Below are 19,983 nucleotides of genomic sequence, written 5' to 3'. Positions count from 1 at the left end.
AACTCTGTCAGGTTGCCCGACAGATGGCGGGTGGAAGGCCTCAGCCGCCGACAGCGGGCGGTAGTTGATTTCCCCGGCCCGACGGGAGGGTGGTCGCATGAGCGAAACCTCTCCGGCCGGATCGAGCCCGCGCCCGGACTACCACCCCGAACTCGCCCCGCTCGTCGAGGAGAGCCCGTACCTCGACGTCACCGACCCGCCTGTCGCCCGCCGCACCCTGAAGGGGCTCGAGGCGCAGTGGCCCCCGGTCGACACGAGCCGGATCACCGTCACCGAGCGCGACGTCCCCGGACCCGACGGGGCCCCCGACGTCACCGTGCGCATCTACACCCCCAAGACCCCGGGACCGCACGGCGGTCTGCTGTGGATCCACGGCGGCGGCTTCGTCATGGGCGACCTGGAGACCGAGCACCAGCACTGTGCGAGCTTCGCGTCCGACGGCGGATGCGTCGTGGTCAGCGTCCAGTACCGCCTCGCGCCCGAGAACCCCTTCCCGGCGGGCGTGGAGGACTGCTACGCGGCCCTGGAGTGGATGGCGAAGAACACCGCCGAACTCGGCATCGACCCGGACCGGATGGGAGTCGCGGGATGCAGCGCCGGTGGCGCGCTCGCCGCCGCGCTCACGCTGATGGCCCGCGACCGCGGCGGCCCGCGGCTCGTGTTCCAGCTGCTCACGTTCCCCGTGATCGACGACCGGATGGACACCCCGTCCGCCCGGCGCTTCCAGGACACCCCGGTCTGGTCCACGCCGCACTCCCGGGCGTCGTGGCGGCACTACCTCGGCGAGGGGTACGAGCAGCGCGAGACCTCGCCCTACGCGGCACCCGGCCGGGCCACCGACCTGTCGGGGCTGCCTCCGGCGCACATCATCACCGCCGAGTACGACCCGCTGCGCGACGAGGGCATCCGCTACGGACTGCGCCTCCTGGAAGCGGGCGTCTCCACCGGGATCCACCAGTGGGCCGGGACCTTCCACATCTTCGACGCCTACGGCACCGAGCTGAGCGAGCGCGCGGCGGCGGAGCGGACCCGTGTGGTGAAGGAGGCGCTGGGCTCCTGAGGCGGCGGGGCGACGCCCGGCGAGGCCCCTGCCTGGGGTTTTTGGACGATCGCTTCAAAACCTTTAGTGTGCTGATTATGGCGAGGCCGAGGAAGTTCGACGAGACCCGCGTCATCGGCGCGGCGATGGACGCGTTCTGGCGCCGCGGCTACGAGGCGACCTCCACCCGTGACCTGAGCGAGGGCACCGGGCTGGGCCCGTCGAGTCTGTACAACACGTTCGGCGACAAGAGGCAGCTGTATCTGCGCGCCCTGCGCCGGTACTACGAGACGGCCACCCATGCGCAGATCGGGATCCTCGAACGGCCGGGGCCGGTCAAGGACCGGCTGCGCGAGCTGATGCTCCACGACGTCGATGTCGACGTCGACCCCTCCGGCACCGGGCGCCCCGTCGGCTGCTTCGCGATCAACGCGGCCATCGAGATGGCCAGTTCGGATCCGGACGTCAAGGAGCAGGTGCACCGCCACTTCGCCCGGGTGGAGGAGGCGCTCCGCGACGCGGTCGCGCGCGGCCAGCGGGCCGGCGAGATCCGCACCGACCGCGACGCGGCGAGCCTGGCGCGCCAGGTGCTGAGCACGTACTACGGCCTGCACGTCCTCAGCAGGGCCCACGACGACCGGCAGGTGCTCGCGGACGTCGTGGAAGGCGCGCTCGCCACGCTCTGAGCGCACGCACGACACAGCGGCCGGTGCCTTCAGGCACCGGCCGCCACGCGTTCACCGCCGCTCCGCCGCTACGCGAACGCCAGCCCCCGCCCCGCCAGCGCCGCGACCTCGTACAGGCCCTCCGTCGTCGCCTCCACGTCGAAGGACGAGCGGTGCGCCGGCGGGTAGCCGATCAGTTCGCCCGCCTTGGTCGGCAGGGGCCGCTCCGCCGCCTCGGCCGACTCCCACACGAAGACGGCCCCCCAGCGCTCGGCCGGGCCCTCGGTGTCGGAGATCCACAGCTTCAGGCGCAGTCCGGGCACCTGGGCCCAGCGGTCCACGGCCTCGTCGCGGAGGAATCCCCGCAGCGAGGCGACGGTCTGCCGCGACTCGCTCAGATCCCACCAGACGACCACGACGCGCATGTCCGGATCAACTCCTCGAGCAGCCCACCGACGATGCGGACACCGTCCTCGGTCAGTACGGACTCGGCGTGGAACTGCACCGACGCGAAGCCGGGCCCGCGCAGCGCGTGCACTTCGCCGGTCGAGACCTCCCGGCTGACCTCCACGACGGAGCCGTCGGGGGTCACGACCTTGTCCTCGTCGCTGCGGGCGGCGAACGTGTTGTAGAAACCCACCCGTTCGCGTCGGCCGAACAGGTCGATCTCGCGCTGCACCCCCTGGTTGGGGGTCTCCCTGCGCACCAGGTCGAGGCCGAGCAGGGTGGACAGCACCTGGTGGCTGAGGCAGACGGCGAGGAAGGGCCGCTGCCCGGCCAGCAGCGCGGTGATCGTCTCCCGCAGATGGGCGATCTTGGGGTCCGCGGTGTCGCGCGGGTCGCCGGGGCCGGGGCCCATGACGACGAGGTCGTAGCCCTCGGTGGAGTACGGCTCGTCGAAGCGGCGTACGGTCACCGACAGCCCCGTGGAACGGAGTTGATGGGCGATCATCGAGGTGAAGGTGTCCTCGGCGTCGACCACCAGCACCTCGCGGCCGGCCAGCGCGGGCACGGGCCGGGACCGGGCGTCGTTCTCCCGGAGCCAGAAGCCCGCGATGTGGTCGTTGCGGGACGCGAGCGCGGCGCGCACGCTCGGGTGCCCGCCGAAGCCCTCCGGCCGGTCCGTGCCCAGGGCCGCGAGCAGCCCGGCGGCCTTGGCCCGGGTCTCCACGGCCTCGGACGCCGGGTCGGAGTGCCGCACGAGCGTCGCGCCCACCCCGATCCGCAGCCGCCCGCTGCCGTCGATGTCGGCGGTACGGATGAGGATCGAGGAGTCCAGGGTGCGCCCGCCGCGCTCGTCCCGGCCGATGAGGGCCAGCACGCCGCTGTAGTAGCCGCGGCCTTCCGGCTCGTAGCGGCTGATCACCCGGCACGCGCTCTCCAGCGGGCTGCCGGTGACGGTGGGGGCGAAGAGCGTCTCGCGCAGGATCTCCCGCACATCGTGGGACGTGCGCCCCTCGATGAAGTACTCGGTGTGCGCGAGGCGGGCCATCTCCTTGAGGTACGGGCCCACCACCCGCCCGCCGTCCGCGCAGATCCGGGCCATCATCTTCAGCTCTTCGTCGACGACCATGTAGAGCTCGTCGGCTTCCTTGCGGTCCGCGAGGAAGTCCATCACCCCCGGCAGGGTCGGGCCGGACGCCGGATAGCGGTACGTCCCGCTGATCGGGTTCATCACCGCCGTGCCGTCGAAGAGGCTGACGTGCCGCTCGGGGCTGGCGCCCACCAGCGTGCGCCCGCCGGTGTGGACCAGGTGGATCCAGTAGGCGCCCGCCTCCTTCGCCAGCAGGCGGCGGAAGAAGGAGAGCGCGCTGTGCAAGGTGTAGCCGGTGATGTCGGCGACGTAGGACCGCTTGAGGACGAAGTTCGCGCCCGCGCCCGTGCCGATCTCCTCGGCGATGATCGTGCGGGCGGTGTCCGCGTACTGCTCGTCGTCCAGGTCGAAGTGGCCGCCGGCCAGCTCCGTCGGCACGTTCGGCAGGCGGCGCAGCGCCTCGTCCACCGGGACGGTCTCCTGGTGCGTGACGGTCATCGCGATCAGCGGCTCGCCGTCGTCGGGGGCGGCGAAGCCGCGCTCGGCGATCTGCCGGTACGGGACGACCGCCAGCACCTCGTGGCGGGGCGCGCCGGCGGGGCCGGGCGCTTCGGACACGGGCAGGTCGGCGAGCCCGCCCACCGCCACCGCGTCGCCGACGATCACGTCCAGGACGTCGGCGCCCGCCGCCTCGGGGCGGTACAACAGGGCGAAGGAGGGCGGCTGTTCGGCGAGTATCCGCGCCAGCAGGTCGGTTTCCATGGGGGCTCCTTCCGTGGTCACAGTGCTGCCCGTGCCTGCTGGAGCTCGGCGAGCACGGTCGCGGTCGTGCTGACGACGGCGCAGCGCCGGGCCGCGTAGTCGAGGGCCAGGCGGTGGTCGGCCGCGCAGAAGTCGGCGACGGCGTCGGCGACCAGGAACGGCTGGATGTCCTGGGTGAAGGCGTCGACGGCGGTGCTGAGCACGCCGATGTGCGCGTAGACCCCGCAGATGACGAGCTGGTCGCGTCCGTTGAAGCGCATGCGCTCCAGGAGTTCGGACTTGAAGAAGGCGCTGTAGCGCCACTTGGTGAACACCCAGTCGCCGGGCGCCGGGGTGAGCGGGTCGACCACGGCCCGGTGCTCGGGGTCGACCCGCATGCCGGGGCCCCAGAAGTCCTTGAGCAGGCCGCGCTGCTCCGGAGTCATGCTGCCCGGCTGCGTCGTGTAGGCCACGGGGATGCCCAGGCGGGCACTGGCCTCGCGCAGCGCGGTGGCGTTGCCGACCAGCTCGCGGCCGGGTGCCTCGTCCGCCGGGAAGGGTTCGAGGAAGTAGCGCTGCATGTCGTGCAGCAGCAGGACGGCGCGGTCCGGGTCCACGGTCCAGGTCGCGGTGTTGTCGGGTATGTCGCCCTCGGTGGGCATCGGGTACGGCTCGATGGCGGGAATCCCCGGCATGGGCTGCCTCGCGTTTCTGTGGTCGTTGCCGGTGTCAGACACCGAGGGCCGCGCCGCCGTCGACGGTGAGGGAGGCCAGGGTGATGTGGGAGGCCTGGTCGGACAGCAGGAAGGCCACGGCCCGCGCGATGTCCTCGGGCTGGGCGACCTTGCCCAGCGGGATGCCCACGCGGTACGCGTCGAGGTCGCCCTTGATCGTGGCCCTGGGCCCGCTCTCGTCGTGCCACATCGAGTTGAGCATCGGGGTGTCGGTCGACCCGGGTCCCACCACGTTGCAGCGGATGCCGTGCCGGGCGACCTCCAGGCCCAGGGACTTGGTGAACATGGCGGCCGCGGCCTTGGACGCCGCGTAGGCCGCCATGTTGGTGCGCGGTGTGCCGGCGGCGTTCGACGCGACGGTCACCACGGCGCCGCGGCCGCGCGGCACCATGCGGTTGACGACGGCGCGGGAGACGTGGAAGACGCCGGTGGTGTTGACCGCGAAGGTGACCGACCAGTCCTCGTCGGAGAGTTCCCTGGCGGCGCCGAGCCGGAGCACCCCGGCGGCGTTGACCAGGTGGTCGATGGGCCCGAGGCGCCGTTCGACCTCGTCGACGACGGCTTCGACGGCGGCGCTCGACGTCACGTCGGCGGGGAACGCGGTGATGTCCAGGCCGTCGGCCGCCGCACGGCCGGCCGATGCCTTCAGACCGTCGGCGTCCCTGTCGACCGCGGCCACCTGCATGCCCTGTCCCGCGAGGACGCGGGCGATCGCCTCACCGATTCCGCCTGCCGCTCCGGTGACGAGCGCGACTTTTCCGTTCACTGCTGAGCCTTTCGTATGCGGCGTGGCGCGGGACATTCCCGCGGGCCGGCGTTCATGCCCGCCAGGCCGCGGCGACCTGTACGGCCTGCCTGGGGTTGAGACGGGGGTCGCAGAAGCTGGTGTACTTGTCGCCGACCTGCTCGAACGCCGTGTCATTGCCGACGCATTCGGTGACGTCGTCCGGGGTCGTCTCCAAATGGAGTCCACCGGGGACGCCGCCGTGTTCGGAAACCGCGAGCTGGAATTCCTCGACCTCGCGCATCACGGTTTCCAGCATGCGGGTCTTCAGGCCGTTGGGGCCGCTGACGGTGTTCCCGTGCATGGGGTCGGTGAGCCAGATGACGGGGTGGCCGGCCGCGTGCACGGCTTCGACCAGCGGCGGCAGCTTCTCCGCCACGTTGTCCGCCCCCATGCGCGCGATGAGCGTCAGGCGGCCGGGCACCCGCTCCGGGTCGAGCTTCTCGCACAGCCGCAGGACCTCGTCGGTGGTCATGCCCGGACCGACCTTGCAGGCCACGGGGTTGACCACCTTGGAGAGCAGGGTGACGTGCGCGCCGTCCACCTGGCGGGTGCGCTCGCCGATCCACGGCCAGTGCGTGGACGTGAGCAGCAGGCGGCCCTCGTCGTCCCTGCGGACCATGGGGAGTTCGTAGTCGAGCAGCAGCGTCTCGTGGCTGGTCCACACCGACGGGCCGATCCGGCGCGGCAGGTCGGAGCCCGTCCACCCCAGGTGCCGCATGGCCTCGCTCGCCGCCTCGTACCCGGCCAGCAGCCGGCGCGGGTCGGGCTGCCGCAGCTCGGGGTCGGGGCTGGGGTCGTTGACCATGTGGCCGCGGTAGACCGGCAGTTCACGGCCGTCGACGAGCTCGGTCGGGTTGGAGCGCGGCTTGCCGAACTGGCCCGCCATCCGGCCCACGCGCAGCACGGGCTTGTGCGCGTTCAGCCGCATCGCGCCGGCCAGCGTGTCGAGCAGCGCGGCCTTGCGGGCGACGTAGCCCGGCGTGCACTCCGCGGGGTCCTCGGCGCAGTCGCCGGACTGCACGACCTGGACCTTCCCGGCCGCCGCCTCCGCGAGCTGGGAACGCAGGATCCGTACGTCCGCCCCGGTCACGAGGGCGGGTTTCTCTTTCAGCTCCGCGTGCGTGCGGGCGAGATCCGGGTGATTCTCCCAAGCCGGCTGCTGCTGTGCCGGAACAGTTCGCAGGAGTGACATATCGCTGTCCACTGAATTCCTCCATGGCGATCGGGCACCGCCCCCCGTAATAAGGGATTTCAGGGAGCGGCGTCCATGGAGTCTGTGACAGCCGGAGCGGGGAGGTGAAGGACGTTATCGCTACTTCGTCAGGTGGTGGGGGGCGGCGTTTTTCCCGTCCCGGAAAGACATTTCGCATTCACCTGGTGGTTGTCAACGCGGGCCGGCTCACTCCATCAAGTCGACGTCGTCGCCGGGGACGATATGACGGAGTGGTCCGCTTCGGCTCGTCGTCGCGGCGGGACTCTGGGACGGTGGTCGCCGTGCCGGCCGCGCGGGGCCCTGGTTCGTACCTCCGCCCGGCCGGAACGCTTGAAGCGAAAACAATCGCAGCGGAGTTGGGGCCGTCCACGCGGCCCGCGCGTGTGGGGCGAACCGGCCGTCGCCGGGGTAAACTGCTCCACTCCGTCCGCATGCGGTGCGCGGCCCGTGGCCAATGTCGCCGGCCGCATGACCGGAGGGCCGCCCATGGTGTTCCATCAGGTGCTACGGCGGGTGGAGTTGTCGGCAGGACGTTCCGGCGTGAACGATACGAGCCATGCGGGAGGCGCTGGTTGAACATGGACCCGTCCCCTGACGAAAGCGGCGAGAGTGACGAGAGCGACGACAGCGGCGTCCTGGGGCAGCTGACCGCGGAAGGCGTCTCCCTGTGGCTGGGCGGCCTGCGCCACGGCCACCTGGTCGACGGCACACTGGCCCGCGTGGTCGCGGAGGGCACGGTGCGCGGCGCCGTGGCGGATCCGCTGCCCGCCGAGGACATCCGCGGGGCCTGCGACGTCCTGCGCGAGGCGTTCACGGCCACGCGCGGGAAGGACGGCTGGGTGTCGGTGAGCGCCGCTCCCGGCCCGGCCCCCGAGGCGGCGCGGTCACTGGCCGAGGCGGTGGACCGGCCCAACGTGCTGATCAGGACCGACGCCACCGACGAGGGCCTGGCCGCCGCCGCCGACTGCCTCGCGCGGGGCATCGGGGTCCACGTCGGCCCGGTCTGCGGCCCCCAGGGGTACGCCGCCGCGGCGGACGCCTATTTCCACGGTCTCGAACGGGCCTCGGGGCAGGGCCATGACCTCGCCGCCGTCGCCGCGGTGGTCCAGGTGGACGTCGACCGCCTCGGCGACCACGTCGACTCCCTGCTCGCGGAGTCGGCCGATCCCGCGGCCGGGGCGCTGCGCGGCACGGCGGCCCTGGCCGTCGCCCGGCTCGTCTACCGTGCCCACGACGAACTGCTCGGCAGCGCCCGCTGGCGCACGCTCGTGGAACACGGCGCCCGCCCGCCCCGCCCGTTGTGGGCCACCGACGCGCGCGGGGCGGCCGGGCTCGTCGGCTGGGGGACGGTGAGCGCGCTGTCGCCCGCGGCCCTGGAGGACCTGGCCCGGCACGGGAGCGCGCACGGTGACACGCTCACCTGCGGGCACCGGGCCGCCGGTCAGGTGGTGGCGGAGCTGGAGAGGCTCGGCATCCCCTTCGACGAGACCGCGCGTTCCCTGGAACGGGAGCCGGCCGCCGTCGCCTGACCGTCCCTGCCGGGGAAGCCGCCACGGGTCAGGGCCAGCAGCGGGGCCGCCTTCACCGCCGTCTCCTCGAACTCCGCCTCCGGGTCGGAGAGGGCGATGACGGCCCCGCCGATGCCGTACCGCACCCGCCCCGGTGTCGCCACGGCGGTGCGGATGACGATGCTCAGGTCGGCGGCCCCGGACAGCGAGAGATAGCCGATCGCGCCCGAGTAGATGCCGCGCGGGCCCGCTTCGAGCCGGTCGATGATCTCCATGGTGCGGACCTTCGGCGCCCCGGTCATCGAACCGCCGGGGAACGCGGCCCGTACGCACTCCACCGCGCTCGCGCCGGGCCGCAGGCGCGCGCGGACCGTGCTGACGAGCTGGTGGACGGTGGCATAGGTCTCGACGTCGAAGAGCCCGGTCACCTCGACGGAGCCCGGTACGGCGCACCGCCCGAGGTCGTTGCGCACCAGGTCGACGATCATCAGGTTCTCGGCCCGGTCCTTCTCGTCCGCGCGCAGGTCCGCGACGAGCGCGGCGTCCTGCTCCGGCGTCGCGCCGCGCGGCCGCGTCCCCTTGATCGGCTTGGACTCGACGACGCCGTCCCGGGAGATCCGCAGGAAGCGCTCGGGCGAGGTGCTCAGCACCGAGAGGGGCCCGAAGCGCAGCAGCGCCCCGAACGGCGCCGGGCTGACGCGGCGCAGGAGGCGGTAGCCCTGCCAGGGGTCGAACTCGCCCGCGGCCTCGGCCATGTTCGTCAGGCACACCTCGTAGCTCTCGCCCGCCGCGATCTCCCGCCCGCACTCGGCGATCAGGTCCAGATACGCCTCGCGGTCGTGGCGCAGCCGCACTCCGGAGAGCGGCGCGGGTGCCTGCGGCGGGGGCGCCCCGGTGCCGGTGAGCGCCGCGAGCGCCCCGGCGGTGGCGGCGAGCCAGGCCCGCGCGGCGCCCTCGTCGCCGTCCTCCGCCAGCGCGAGGAGGTGGGCGGTGCCGGTCAGGTGGTCGAGGACCAGGGCGCGGTCGGCGAAGACCATCGCCGCGTCGGGCTCCTCGGAGCGGTGCGCGCGGGTGCCGCCGCACTCCGCCTTCAGCTCGTATCCGAGGTAGCCGACCCAGCCCAGGGCGAAGTCGAAGGGCAGCTCGGGGACGTCGGCGGCGCACTCCCGCAGGTCCGCGTCCAGCCATTCGAGGAACTCGCCGGTGACGACCTGCGTACCGGTGGCCGACCGCACGGAGACGGTGCGGGTGCCGACGTCGGCCGTGGCCACGCGGGCGAGCGGGCCGGAGGCGTCCCCCATGACGGAGAACCTGCCCAGGGGCTGCTCGTGGGTGCTGCTGTCCAGCCAGAAGGCGTGCTCACCGCCGTGGAAGAGCGCCTCGAACGCGGCCTCCTCGTCCCAGCGGACGGGCAGCGGCTCGGCCAGCACCCGCAGCCGCCGGTGCCGTGCAGGGGCCGGGGGCGCGGCCGGGACGCCGGAGAGCCGTACGGGCGCGTGCCGTACCGCCCGGTGCTCGCGGGTCAACGTGCCGAAGTTCGCGAGGAGTTCGTGCCCGTACTCGGTGCGGACGGATTCGGGGTGGAACTGCACGCCCCACATCGGCCGCCGCCGGTGCCGGAGCCCCATGAGGACGCCGTCCGGTGTCCAGGCCGTCGCCTCCAGTTCGTCGGGCAGATCGGTGACCGCGAGCGAGTGGTAGCGCACGACCTCGAACGGCGTGGGCAGCCCCGCGAACAGCCCGGTCCCGTCGTGCAGGACGGGAGAGGTGCGGCCGTGCCGGGGCTCCGGGGCGCGCCGCACCGTGGCGCCGTGCTGGAGGGCGATGCCCTGGTGTCCCAGGCACACCCCGAGCAGGGGCAGGTCGCAGCGGTCCACGAGCTCCCGGCAGATGCCGAAGTCGGCGGCGTGGCCCGGGTTCCCGGGGCCGGGGGAGAGGACGACGTTGTCGAACTCCGCGAGCCGGCCGGTCCGCCAGGAGGGGTCGTCGTTCCGGACGACCACCGGCTCCCGGCCGTTGACCGCGGCCAGGTGGTGGACGAGGTTGTAGGTGAAGGAGTCGTAGTTGTCGATGATCAGTGTGCGCACGATTGCCCCGTACCTCGCGGTGTCCTGACGACGGACACCTCCAACAGCGTGTGCTCGACCGGGACCGTGCCGTCGCGGACGGTCGTGCCGCTCAACTCCCGCAGCTCCCGGCCGCACTCCCGCGCCGCCCGGCGCAGCGCCTCCGCGTCCCCCCGGCTGGAGAAGTGGAGCAGGGCCCGGCCGCCGGGTGCCAGCCGGAGGGGCGCCTGCTCCAGATACCGCCGGTGGGCGGCGTAGCCGGGATCGACGTACGCCCGCTCGTGGACCGAGCGGTAGCGGTAATCCGGCGGCGCGAGGACGAAGTTGGAGTGCCAGTAGACCGTGTCGAAGCGCTCGTCGTCCTCCAGGCCGGCGAAGAGATCGCTGTGCACGGCCCGGACCCGGTCGGCGACGCCGTGCCGCGCGGCGTTCAGCGCCGTGTTCCGCACCGCGTGCGGGTTGATGTCCGAGGCGGTGACCCGGGGGCTGCCGGCCAGGGCCGCGCCGACGGCGATGATGCCGGTGCCGCACCCGATCTCCAGCAGGGAGCCCCGCCACGGCCGCGGCCGCGGCCCGAGCAGCCCCAGCAGGCCCAGGGCGGCGCCGGTCGCCGAGGTGTGCGGTGGCGCGAAGACCTGGTCGAGCAGGTCCCATTCGCGTCCGTTCATGGTGAAGACCCGTGGCCGGTCCTCCCGCGTGAGGGACTCCTGGCCACGCTCCAGGGAGCGGAGGTAACTGCGGACTTCCGACATCGGATCTCTGTGCCCCCTACACCAGAACAGCATCGGCGGGGGCGCTGACACGTCCCCGTTATTGATCATGACCTGGGTAATGAAACGGCAAAAGGTGATGCCGTGACACTGTCGGCCGCCGCGGGTGGTGACCGGATCACCACCCCCCGGGCCGTCCTTGCGTTTCCTTGTCGCCCCCCTGCCCTGACGTGGGGTCCAAAGGACTCAAACCAGTAGCCTGAGGTCATTGATTCATTGGATGAATCGGGGGAGCAGCCTTTGTTACGGGGGGAACAATCTGATGGCTGATGCGCACCGAGCCGGCCCTGACGCGCTGGACGTGCTCGAACTTCTGGCCCACCGGCAAGCCCCACGGCAGTTCGAGGAGCTGCTTCAGCGCGCGCGCCGCGACGGCGCGTCCGTCAAGAAGTTGGAGAGACTCGACAGGGCCGTGCGCCTGGGCACGGACATCCACGAGCTGTTCGGCCGCGGGCAGCGGCGGGAGGCGGGGCTGACCGCGCTGGTGGACACCGCGCGCGAGCTCTACCACGCGCGCGACCTGGACACCTTGCTCAAGGAAGTCGCCCGGCGGGCCCAGCGGCTGCTGCGCTTCGACCTCGCCTACATCGGCCTCGACGAGGCGGCCCCGGGCACGCGCGCCGGCGCGGCCTCCGGGGGCGGCCTGATGACCATCCGCGCCTCCGAGGGCGACACCACCGCGCTCAACGTCGGGCTGAAGGTGCGCGACAGATCGGGCCTGGGCGCCGCGGTCCTGAGCGAGGGCGCCCCCTTCTGGACCCCCGACTACCTCGCCGACGACCGCATCACGCACGCCGACGAGATCGACGAGGTGGTCCGTGCCGAGGGCATCCGCGCGATCATGGCGGTCCCGCTGTCGTGCTGCGGCACCGTCGTCGGCACGCTCTACGGCGCGGACCGCGAGGTGCGCCACTTCCTGCCGGACGAGATCAGCCTGATGTGCTCGCTGGCCGACGTCGCGGCCGTCGCCATCGAGAAGGCCAGGGCGCTGGACGCGGTCCGGGCCGAGGCCAGGGCGCTGGAGAGGGACAGGGCCGCCGCCCGGGCGGAACTCGCCGAGCGGCGCCGCCTCGAAGCCGTCCACAGCGGTCTGATCGGCCTGGTCCTGGACGGCGGCGATCTGAGCGGCATCGTCGGCGCCTCGGCCGGCGCGCTGCGGGGCACGCTGGCCGTCCGTGACCCCGGCGGCCGGATCCTGGCCGCGACCGGTGAACTGCCCGCGTTCGGCGCGGCGGAGCTGACCGAGGGCGGGCTGGACGCGCACGCCGGGGGCGAGCCGGTGCCGCTGGGCGACGGGGCCTGGATCGCCCCCGTCAGCGCGAGCGGCGAGGACCTGGGAACCGTGCTGTTCGTCCCGGACGAACCGCTCGCGGTCCCGCCCGCGCGGCTCCTCCTCACCGCCAGGACCGTCGCGCTGGCCCTGCTCCTGGAGCGCAGCACGGCCGTGGCCGCGAGCCAGGTCCGCGACGAGTTCCTCGACGAACTGCTGGCCGGCCCGCGACGCCCGTGGCGGCATGTCGAGGAGCGGGCCCGCGCGCTCGCCGTCGATGTCGGCGACCCGCACGTCGTCGTGGTGGCCCGCCCCGAAGGCGGGTCCCAGGGCCGGGCGGTCGTCTGGGCCTCCTCGTACGCCCACCGGAGGCGCGGGCTGAAGAGCACGCACAACGGCTGCATCACGCTGCTGCTGCCGGGCGACGACGCGGAGGCCGCCGCGCGGGCCGTGTGCGACGAACTCTCGCCGCTGCTCGGGCATCCGGTCACGGTGGGCGCGTCCGGGCCGACGACGGGTCTCGACACGGTCCGGCAGGTGTACCGCGAGGCGCAGCACTGCCTCGAGGCGCTCACGGAGCTCGGCAACACCGGTTGCGTCGCCACACCCCGGCAGATGGGCTTCCTCGGCCTGCTCCTGTGCGACACGTACGACACCGACGACTACATCGGCTCCGTCATCGGCGCCGTGCTGGACTACGACACCCAGCGCTTCACGGAGCTCACCCGCACGCTGGAGGCGTACTTCGCCTCGGGCAGCAGCCCGCGGCACGCGGCCAGGTCGCTGCACGTCCACCCCAACACGGTCTCGCGCCGTCTGGAGCGGATCACCGAACTCCTCGGCGCGGACTGGCAGAAGCCCGAGCGCGCGCTGGAGATCCAGCTCGCGCTCAGGCTCAACCGGACACGGCGGATGCTCGCCGAACGCAGCGCGTAGGGGGTGCCCGCACCACCGCCGCGCGGCCCGGCGGAGCGCTCAGCCCGCCCTGCGCTCCTGCCCCCGCGCGGCACTCCGTATCGCCACCGCGTGGGCCGCCGAGACGAGCGTCATGTGGCGGTGCCAGCCGGGGAAGGAGCGGCCCTCGTAGTCGCGTTGGCCCACCTGGTCGCCCACGCGCTCCACGTCGTGGTCGACCCTCGACGTGAGCTTGCTCAGCCGCAGCAGGGAGCTCAGCGGGACGCCCGGCAGGTCGGCGAGCCAGATCCGGGAGGGCCGGCGCCGCCGGTCCGGCCACTCGCCCAGCAGCAGCAGATCGCGCCGGGCGAGCGGCGCCGGTCCGGACGCGGGCTGTGCGAGCCGCACCGGGACCGCCGCGGCGAACGCGGTCAGGCGTACGCCGGGCGCGGTCGGGTGCGTCCAGTCCACCGGCCGGGCCAGGCCCCTGACCGACTCCAGGATCTGCCGGGCGGGGAGGGCGCCGCGGCCGGAGCCGGGCAGGGCGCGGTCGGCGACGGCCAGCTGCGTCCTGTCGTTGATCCGCGCGAGCAGGGGGACTCCCGCGGCCGCGAAGGCCCGTACGGCCGTGCCGGGTTCGTCCAGTTCGGTGTCCAGGATGACGGGCCGGGCCGGCAGCCCCCACAGGCGCGCGGCATCCAGGCCCGTGGCGACGGCGCACTGGGCGGGGGTGGCCTCGTCGATGCCGTCGGGGATCTCCGCCCGGGACCGGCGGCCCTCGTGGTCCAGCCAGTTGGGCGGCAGGAAGAGCCGCCAGTCGACGGGCGCGCTGATCTCCTCGGAGGCGAACCAGGAGCCGTACGCCAGCTGCCCGTTCATCACCTGTCCGAGGTCGGGGACGAACTGGCGGCCCACGCCCACGGAGTGCGTCCCCGCCTTGGGGATCGCCAACGACCGCACCACCCAGGCGCGGTGGGGCGCGGTCCGGCCCAGGAAGCGGGCGAGCTCCGCGCGCATCGACTCCCAGTCCCAGGTGGAGCTGCAGATGAAGTGGTGCAGGCTCTGCTCCGCGGCCGGTCCCCCGTGGACCGTGGCGATGTTGCGGATGGACTTGCGGCCCTCGGCCGCGAGCAGTCCGCTCAGATAGAGATCGGCCTTCTTGCGCTGGTCGCTGCGGCGCAGGGTGGAGAAGAGGGAAGCGCGCAGTTCCGCGTCCCCTCTTCCGTCCGTCCCGTTCCTTCCGGTACGGTCCGGTCCCTGGTGCTGCCCCCGGCGGTCACTAAGACTCAGCACTGCTGCTTGGTTCACGACACTCCGTCCTGCGGCTCGGCCGACTGGCGACTGAGCTTTCAACGGTGGTCGTCGGGCGTGGGGAAGACGAGGTGCGGCGGTCACCCAACCGCGGGCCGGGGAGGTTCCGGGAGCACAGCGGCGGCTCAGCCGCCCGCCGCCCAGGAGATCGTGTGGTCCGTCGCCATCAGCGTGACGATGACGACCAGGTCCGCCGCGCCCAGCGCGAGGCCGAGGGCCGCGCGGCCTTTACGGGTCGTGCCGCGGGTGAGGGCGAGGACGGCGAGGGTCAGGGCGACGGGGCCCAGGACCAGATTGAAGATCAGCAGCCCCGGCAGGCCCAGGACGAAGGACCAGACGGCCATGGTGTCCGGTACGCCGCGGCGGGCGCGCGGGGCCGGGGCGGCCGGCCGTGAAGTGGCCGCGCGCCGCCGTTCGTTCAGGGTCGTCGTCATCGTCACCGCTCCCTCGTGCGCTCGCGGACCGCGAAGGCCAGCAGCCAGAGGGCGATGGCGCCCGCCGCCGGGAGCAGGACGGGGAGCGGGGTGTGTGCCGCGGCGCCCACCAGGACTCCCAAGAGGAGCAGGGCCGCTATGAGGAGGATCATTTCCAGTCCTTCCCTGGGCAGGGGGTGAACGGTTGGAATGACAACTGTTCACTGAAAAGAGCGTACCGTGCCTGGCGTCATCCGGCAAACAGTTGTTTACTGAACTTCATGAGCAACTCCCTCGGCGTCCGTGAGGCACAGAAGCGGAAGACCCGGCAGGCCCTTCTCGACGCGGGGCTCGGGCTGTTGGCGGAGCAGAGCCTGAGCAGCCTCGGGCTCCGCGAGGTCACCCGGGCCGTGGGGGTGGCCCCCGCGGCCTTCTACCGGCACTTCCGGGACATCGGTGACCTCGGGGTGGCCCTGGTCGAGGAGTCGCTGGGCAGCCTGCATGTGATGATCCGCGCGGTCCTCGCCGAGCAGACGGACGCGGAGGAGGTCATCGACCGGAGCGTCGAGGTGGTCGCCGAGCACGTGCGGCGGTACCCGGCGCACGTCCGGTTCGTCGCGCGCGAACGCCACGGCGGCGTACGGGCCGTACGGGAGGCCATCGCGGCGGAGCTGGCGCGCTTCGGGGACGAGGTCGCGGAGGCGCTCGGCGCGCAGGACGAGTCGGAGGGGTGGAGCGCGGCGGACGTCCGGATGCTGGCCGGGCTGTACGTCGACCACCTGGTGATGACGGCCTCGGCCTTCCTGGAGGCGGAGCCGGGGGAGCGGGGGCGGATCGCGGACGCGGCCCGCCGGCAGCTGCGGCTGATCAGCCTCGGGCGCCGCCACTGGCGGGATGCCTGAGCGCTCCGCTGGGAGTGCGGTCATTCGACTGCGGGTGCGTCGTGGCTGGTCGCGCCCACGCGGCGGAGCCGCAGATCGGCGCTTCCCCGCGCCCCTTACGGGGCGCGATTCCGCTTAGGTTCGTAGCGTCCCGAAGGAGCGCGGGGAACCGCACGGCCAGCCACGGCGCACCCGCAGACGACGTACCGGACTTCCAGCGGAGCGCTCAGTGGGTCCTGGCGGGGCGGCCGAGGGAGATTGCCACCCGCCAGCCCCGTCCGCCCGAGCCGCCGAGGACCGCGATGCCCACCCCCGAGACCGAGGAGCGCTGCCCGGTCACGTAAGTGGCGTCGCTCAGCCGGGCGTTGACGTTCGGGTCGGTCGTGTAGCAGCCGCGGCTCCCGGGAGTGGCGTCGACGGCGCGCACCGGGCCGCCGCCCGAGGGGACGTCCGTGTCGATCGTCGTGACGAGGACGCCCGGCCTGCAGACCGCGTGGTCCAACGGGCCCGGCGCGCGCGCCTCCAGGGTGATCGCGCGGGTGCGGGAGAGCGGGACGACGGCCAGCTTGGGGCCGCCGCGGACCGAGGTCGGGGTCAGTCGCACGACGTGCCGCCCCGCCCCGCGGACGCAGCTCACCTGGCCCACGCCCAGCCAGCCCAGCTTCCACTTGTGCCAGGCGAGGAAGTCGTTGGAGGGGCCCCAGTCCTCGTCCATCGGGTCCCAGTGGCCCACGGGCGTCCGCACCCGCCCGCCGGGGTCCGTGGCGTAGAGGTCGGGAAGGCCGAAGCTGTGGGCGTTCTCGTGGGCGAGGACGCGGAACGGGCTGTCGCCGGTCTGTCTGCTCCAGATGAACGAGACGTTCTTGAAGGGGGCCCCGTCGCGGCTGGTGAGCCCCGTGGGCGCGCCCGCGAAGGTCACGGACCGCACGTCCTGGGTGGCGGGCGGCCCGGCGTTCGGGGCGACCAGCACGTTGATGAGGTCGAAGCGCCGGAAGTCGACCTTCCGGTCGACGGCGGCGAGGATCTCCCGGGCCATCGCGTGATAGCCGCTCCCGCTGCCCGTGTCGAACGGCGCGCCGCGCGTGATGCCGTACGCGGCGTACGGGCGGGACATCCGGATCCAGCGCGGCACGGGCGTCGAGCGGTAGTCGAGCCGCCCGTACGAGCTGGTCCGGTAGAAGTCCGCGACCGCCGGGAAGAACTCGGCGTACCGCTCCCGGGGGCTGATCCGGGCGCGCGCGTCGGGGAAGTCGACGAAGAGCGTGACGGCGCGCACCGTGCCGTGCGACCGGGCGTAGCCGGGCGGGGTGCGCGCGGACTCGGAGACACCATCGAGGGCGCCGGGGAGCGCGCAGGGGCCGTGCGGGTGGAGGCCGCCCGGGGCCACCCCTACGGCCCCGGTGCCGCCGAGCGCGACGGCCGGGCCCTCCCGGTCGGGCAGCGGCGCGGTGAGGGCGAGCGCGGTCAGCACCGTGACCGCCATGGCCAGGGATCTCATGCCGGGTACCTCCAGGCGCGGCCGCGTCCGGCCGCTCTCTGTGATCACCCTGAGCCGCCGCACGCGGACGCGCTTCCCGGCCGTGGCAGATGGGGGTGGCGGCCCGGAGCGGACCGGCAGTGACGCAGGTCACACCCGGCACCCGAAATAAACGGGGAGGCTCTCCCCGTTTAGTCTTTCGTCCGGGCGAAGCGGGGAAACACTCCCCGCTTACGGCCCGGCACGCAGAGCCGGAACCCCACAGGGACAGCAGGAAGAAGAGGAAGGAGCGCCACCCGTGGCCACCACCGCCCAGCCCCGCCTCCGCGCGGACGCCGTGCGCAACCGGGAGCGGATCGTCGCCGCCGCCCGCGAGGTGTTCGTGGAGCACGGGGTCGACACCTCGCTCGATTTAATCGCTCGACGGGCCGGGGTCGGAAATGCCACGCTGTACCGGCACTTCGCGGATCGCGCCGAGCTGATCCGTCATGTCACCCTCTTCGTCCTGGACCGCCTCGCGGACCGGGCGGAGGCAGCACGAGCCGAGGAGCCCGATGCTTTCCACGCGCTGAGCCGCTTCGTCCACGCCGCCGTGGACGAACGGGTGGGGGCGCTGTGCTCGCTCTTCGCCGAGAGCGTCGATCCGACTCACCCCGACCACATCGCGGCGAGTGAGCGCCTCGACAGCGCCCTCGAAGAGCTGATGGCCGCGGCCCGCGCGTCGGGCCAGCTGCGCGCCGACGTCGCCCTCGGCGACGTGATGATCGCGCTGGCCCAGCTGACCAGACCGCTGCCGGGCAAGGGCTGTGCCACCTTCGACGAGTTCGTGCACCGGCACGTCCAGGTGTTCCTCGACGGCCTGATGGCCCCGGCCCGTTCCGAACTCCCCGGCACCGCCGCCACTTTGGAGGATCTGCGCCGCAAGGAGTGCTGCGGATGACCGTGGTCGCCCCCCTGCAGACTTTCCCCCCACCACCTCGACTCGCCGTCCCGAACCACGCACCGCTGAGGTAGACACCCCATGCCAAACGTCACCACTCCCGACCCCAGGCGCTGGAAAGCGCTGATATTCATCGCGCTGGCCCAGCTGATGGTGGTCCTCGACGCGACCATCGTGAACATCGCGCTGCCCTCCGCCCAGGCCGACCTCGGCATCTCGGACGGCAACCGGCAGTGGGTCATCACCGCCTACGCGCTGGCCTTCGGCGGGCTCCTGCTCTTCGGCGGCCGGATCGCCGACCTGTGGGGCCGCAAGCGCACCTTCGTCATCGGCCTCGTCGGCTTCGCCATCGCCTCCGCGCTCGGCGGCGCCGCGATGAACACGGGCATGCTGCTCGGCGCCCGCGCCCTGCAGGGCGTCTTCGGCGCGCTGCTCGCGCCGGCCGCGCTGTCGCTGCTCGCCGTGACGTTCACCGACGCGAAAGAGCGCGCCAAGGCGTTCGGCGTCTTCGGTGCCATCGCCGGTGCGGGCGGCGGCGTCGGCCTCATCCTCGGCGGCGTCTTCACCGAGTACCTGAACTGGCGCTGGACGTTCTTCGTGAACATCCCCTTCGCCGTCGTCGCCGCGGCCGGTGCGATCGCCGTGATCCACGAGCCCGCCGACAGCCGCAACCCCTCGAAGCTGGACATCCCCGGCGTCGTCCTGGCGACCCTCGGTCTGGTCTCGCTGGTCTACGGCTTCACCCGCGCCGAGTCCGACGGCTGGGCCGCCGGTGCCACCATCGGCCTGTTCATCGCCGCCGCCGTGCTGCTGAGCGCCTTCCTGGTGGTCGAGTCCAAGGTGAAGTCGCCGCTGCTGCCGCTGCGCGTGCTCGCCGACCGCAACCGCGGCGGTGTCTACGCCTCGCTCGGCCTCGCGGCCATCGCGATGTTCGGCCTGTTCCTCTTCCTCACCTACTACATGCAGGTCGCGCTGGCCTACAGCCCGGTCAAGACCGGTCTCGCCTTCCTCCCGATGATCTTCACGATGATCGCCGGGTCGACGCAGATCGGCGCGCGCCTGATGACCCGCGTCGCACCGCGCTGGCTGATGGGTCCGGGCTTCCTGCTCGCGGGTGTCGGCCTGCTCTGGCTCACCCGGATCGACCTGGGCACCTCGTACACCACGGGCATCCTGCCTGGCCTGCTGCTGATGGGCCTCGGCATGGGCACGGCCTTCATGCCCGCCATGAGCCTGGCCACGCACGGCATCCAGCCGCGCGACGCCGGTGTCGCCTCCGCGATGGTCAACACCTCCCAGCAGGTCGGCGGCGCCATCGGCACCGCGCTGCTCAACACCATCGCGGCGAGTGCCAGCACCGCGTACGCCAAGTCCCACGTGACCGGTGTCGCGACGCCCACGGCGCAGAAGATGCTCGCCCTCCAGTCGAGCGTGCACGGCTACTCCGTCGCCATCTGGTGGGCGGTCGGCATCCTCGGCCTCTCCGCGCTGATCGCCTTCTTCGCGATCAACACGGGCCACCAGGGCGGCCCCGCCGCCACGTCCGGTGACGGGAACGCCGAGGACGCCGAGGACTTCGTCCCGGTGATGGCCCACTGACGCCGAACTGACGCCTGCTCGGCTCAACATGAAGGCCCCCTGCCGTCGCTTCCGTTCTAGTGGTCGTCGCAACACCCCAGTTCAGGGGATGCGATGGACTTCGAGATTCGGGAACAGCGGAAGCCTCAGGGGCCCCGCAGG

At 72.7% G+C, this 19,983-nt stretch carries 18 protein-coding genes; 7 read left to right on the top strand and 11 right to left on the bottom strand.

Annotated elements, in window-relative coordinates; all coding sequences use genetic code 11:
- Window positions 1-97: 97 nt before the first annotated feature.
- Both ACWD4A_RS23305 and ACWD4A_RS23300 read left to right on the top strand, forming a co-directional pair.
- Window positions 98-1,060, top strand: coding sequence for an alpha/beta hydrolase (locus ACWD4A_RS23305; RefSeq protein ID WP_451196889.1), 963 nt, complete (start codon window positions 98-100; stop codon window positions 1,058-1,060).
- A 77-nt stretch (window positions 1,061-1,137) separates the two neighbouring features.
- Complete coding sequence (locus tag ACWD4A_RS23300; protein ID WP_451196888.1) at window positions 1,138-1,725, top strand: TetR/AcrR family transcriptional regulator; 588 nt, start codon at window positions 1,138-1,140, stop codon at window positions 1,723-1,725.
- Between the two features lie 68 nt (window positions 1,726-1,793).
- On the opposite strand, the gene ACWD4A_RS23295 is transcribed toward ACWD4A_RS23300, so the two are convergent.
- Genes ACWD4A_RS23295 through ACWD4A_RS23275 form a run of 5 tightly spaced genes read right to left on the bottom strand, consistent with a single transcriptional unit; the run spans window position 1,794 to window position 6,692 of the window.
- Complete coding sequence (locus ACWD4A_RS23295; RefSeq protein ID WP_451196886.1) at window positions 1,794-2,129, bottom strand: hypothetical protein; 336 nt, start codon at window positions 2,127-2,129, stop codon at window positions 1,794-1,796.
- On the bottom strand, window positions 2,099-4,000 hold the full coding sequence (locus ACWD4A_RS23290) for an anthranilate synthase family protein (RefSeq protein ID WP_451196885.1): 1,902 nt from the start codon (window positions 3,998-4,000) through the stop codon (window positions 2,099-2,101). Before ACWD4A_RS23290 ends, ACWD4A_RS23295 begins: the two co-directional genes overlap by 31 nt.
- A 17-nt stretch (window positions 4,001-4,017) precedes the next feature.
- Window positions 4,018-4,674, bottom strand: coding sequence for an isochorismatase family protein (locus ACWD4A_RS23285; protein ID WP_451196884.1), 657 nt, complete (start codon window positions 4,672-4,674; stop codon window positions 4,018-4,020).
- A gap of 34 nt (window positions 4,675-4,708) precedes the next feature.
- A complete protein-coding gene (locus ACWD4A_RS23280) occupies window positions 4,709-5,479 on the bottom strand; it encodes a 2,3-dihydro-2,3-dihydroxybenzoate dehydrogenase (protein ID WP_451196882.1) in 771 nt (256 codons plus the stop codon).
- 52 nt (window positions 5,480-5,531) lie between these two features.
- Window positions 5,532-6,692 carry a 3-deoxy-7-phosphoheptulonate synthase gene (locus ACWD4A_RS23275; RefSeq protein ID WP_451196881.1) on the bottom strand — a complete coding sequence of 387 codons (1,161 nt, stop codon included), beginning with the start codon at window positions 6,690-6,692 and terminating at the stop codon, window positions 5,532-5,534.
- 599 nt (window positions 6,693-7,291) lie between these two features.
- Here ACWD4A_RS23275 and ACWD4A_RS23270 point away from each other — a divergent pair.
- A complete protein-coding gene (locus ACWD4A_RS23270; RefSeq protein ID WP_451196879.1) occupies window positions 7,292-8,242 on the top strand; it encodes a transaldolase family protein in 951 nt (316 codons plus the stop codon).
- Here the strand turns inward: ACWD4A_RS23270 and pabB are convergent.
- Together pabB and ACWD4A_RS23260 are read right to left on the bottom strand one after the other, a co-directional pair.
- Window positions 8,155-10,308 carry an aminodeoxychorismate synthase component I gene (gene pabB / locus ACWD4A_RS23265; protein WP_451196878.1) on the bottom strand — a complete coding sequence of 718 codons (2,154 nt, stop codon included), beginning with the start codon at window positions 10,306-10,308 and terminating at the stop codon, window positions 8,155-8,157. The two genes, ACWD4A_RS23270 and pabB, sit on opposite strands and share 88 nt — an antisense overlap.
- On the bottom strand, window positions 10,296-11,039 hold the full coding sequence (locus ACWD4A_RS23260) for a methyltransferase domain-containing protein (RefSeq protein WP_451196877.1): 744 nt from the start codon (window positions 11,037-11,039) through the stop codon (window positions 10,296-10,298). The genes pabB and ACWD4A_RS23260 overlap by 13 nt, the downstream gene beginning before the upstream one ends.
- 280 nt (window positions 11,040-11,319) lie before the next feature.
- Between ACWD4A_RS23260 and ACWD4A_RS23255 the strand changes: the two genes are divergently transcribed.
- Window positions 11,320-13,263, top strand: a complete 1,944-nt coding sequence (locus tag ACWD4A_RS23255; protein ID WP_451196876.1) for a helix-turn-helix domain-containing protein — start codon at window positions 11,320-11,322, stop codon at window positions 13,261-13,263.
- A 39-nt stretch (window positions 13,264-13,302) separates the two neighbouring features.
- On the opposite strand, the gene ACWD4A_RS23250 is transcribed toward ACWD4A_RS23255, so the two are convergent.
- From ACWD4A_RS23250 to ACWD4A_RS23240, 3 genes are all read right to left on the bottom strand, one after another.
- Window positions 13,303-14,427, bottom strand: coding sequence for an IS701 family transposase (locus ACWD4A_RS23250; RefSeq protein ID WP_451196936.1), 1,125 nt, complete (start codon window positions 14,425-14,427; stop codon window positions 13,303-13,305).
- 230 nt (window positions 14,428-14,657) lie between these two features.
- Window positions 14,658-14,966, bottom strand: a complete 309-nt coding sequence (locus ACWD4A_RS23245; RefSeq protein ID WP_451196875.1) for a DUF4190 domain-containing protein — start codon at window positions 14,964-14,966, stop codon at window positions 14,658-14,660.
- Window positions 14,967-14,968: 2 nt separating this feature from the next.
- The gene (locus ACWD4A_RS23240; RefSeq protein ID WP_451196873.1) at window positions 14,969-15,118 is read right to left on the bottom strand and encodes a hypothetical protein; all 150 of its coding nucleotides are present in this window, start codon (window positions 15,116-15,118) and stop codon (window positions 14,969-14,971) included.
- Window positions 15,119-15,226: 108 nt separating this feature from the next.
- Between ACWD4A_RS23240 and ACWD4A_RS23235 the strand changes: the two genes are divergently transcribed.
- Complete coding sequence (locus tag ACWD4A_RS23235) at window positions 15,227-15,847, top strand: TetR family transcriptional regulator (protein ID WP_451196871.1); 621 nt, start codon at window positions 15,227-15,229, stop codon at window positions 15,845-15,847.
- A 205-nt stretch (window positions 15,848-16,052) separates the two neighbouring features.
- Here ACWD4A_RS23235 and ACWD4A_RS23230 read toward each other — a convergent pair whose 3' ends face one another.
- A complete protein-coding gene (locus tag ACWD4A_RS23230; RefSeq protein ID WP_451196869.1) occupies window positions 16,053-17,324 on the bottom strand; it encodes a M6 family metalloprotease domain-containing protein in 1,272 nt (423 codons plus the stop codon).
- A 277-nt stretch (window positions 17,325-17,601) separates the two neighbouring features.
- On the opposite strand from ACWD4A_RS23230, the gene ACWD4A_RS23225 reads away from it, so the two are divergent.
- Window positions 17,602-18,243, top strand: coding sequence for a TetR/AcrR family transcriptional regulator (locus ACWD4A_RS23225; protein WP_451196866.1), 642 nt, complete (start codon window positions 17,602-17,604; stop codon window positions 18,241-18,243).
- An 81-nt stretch (window positions 18,244-18,324) separates the two neighbouring features.
- Window positions 18,325-19,842: an MFS transporter gene (locus ACWD4A_RS23220; RefSeq protein WP_451196863.1), complete on the top strand. Its 1,518-nt coding sequence runs from the start codon at window positions 18,325-18,327 to the stop codon at window positions 19,840-19,842.
- Window positions 19,843-19,983: the final 141 nt, after the last annotated feature.

It is taken from the genome of Streptomyces sp. NPDC002537 (assembly GCF_053594975.1).
This window is presented reverse-complemented; position numbering and strand designations above follow the sequence as displayed.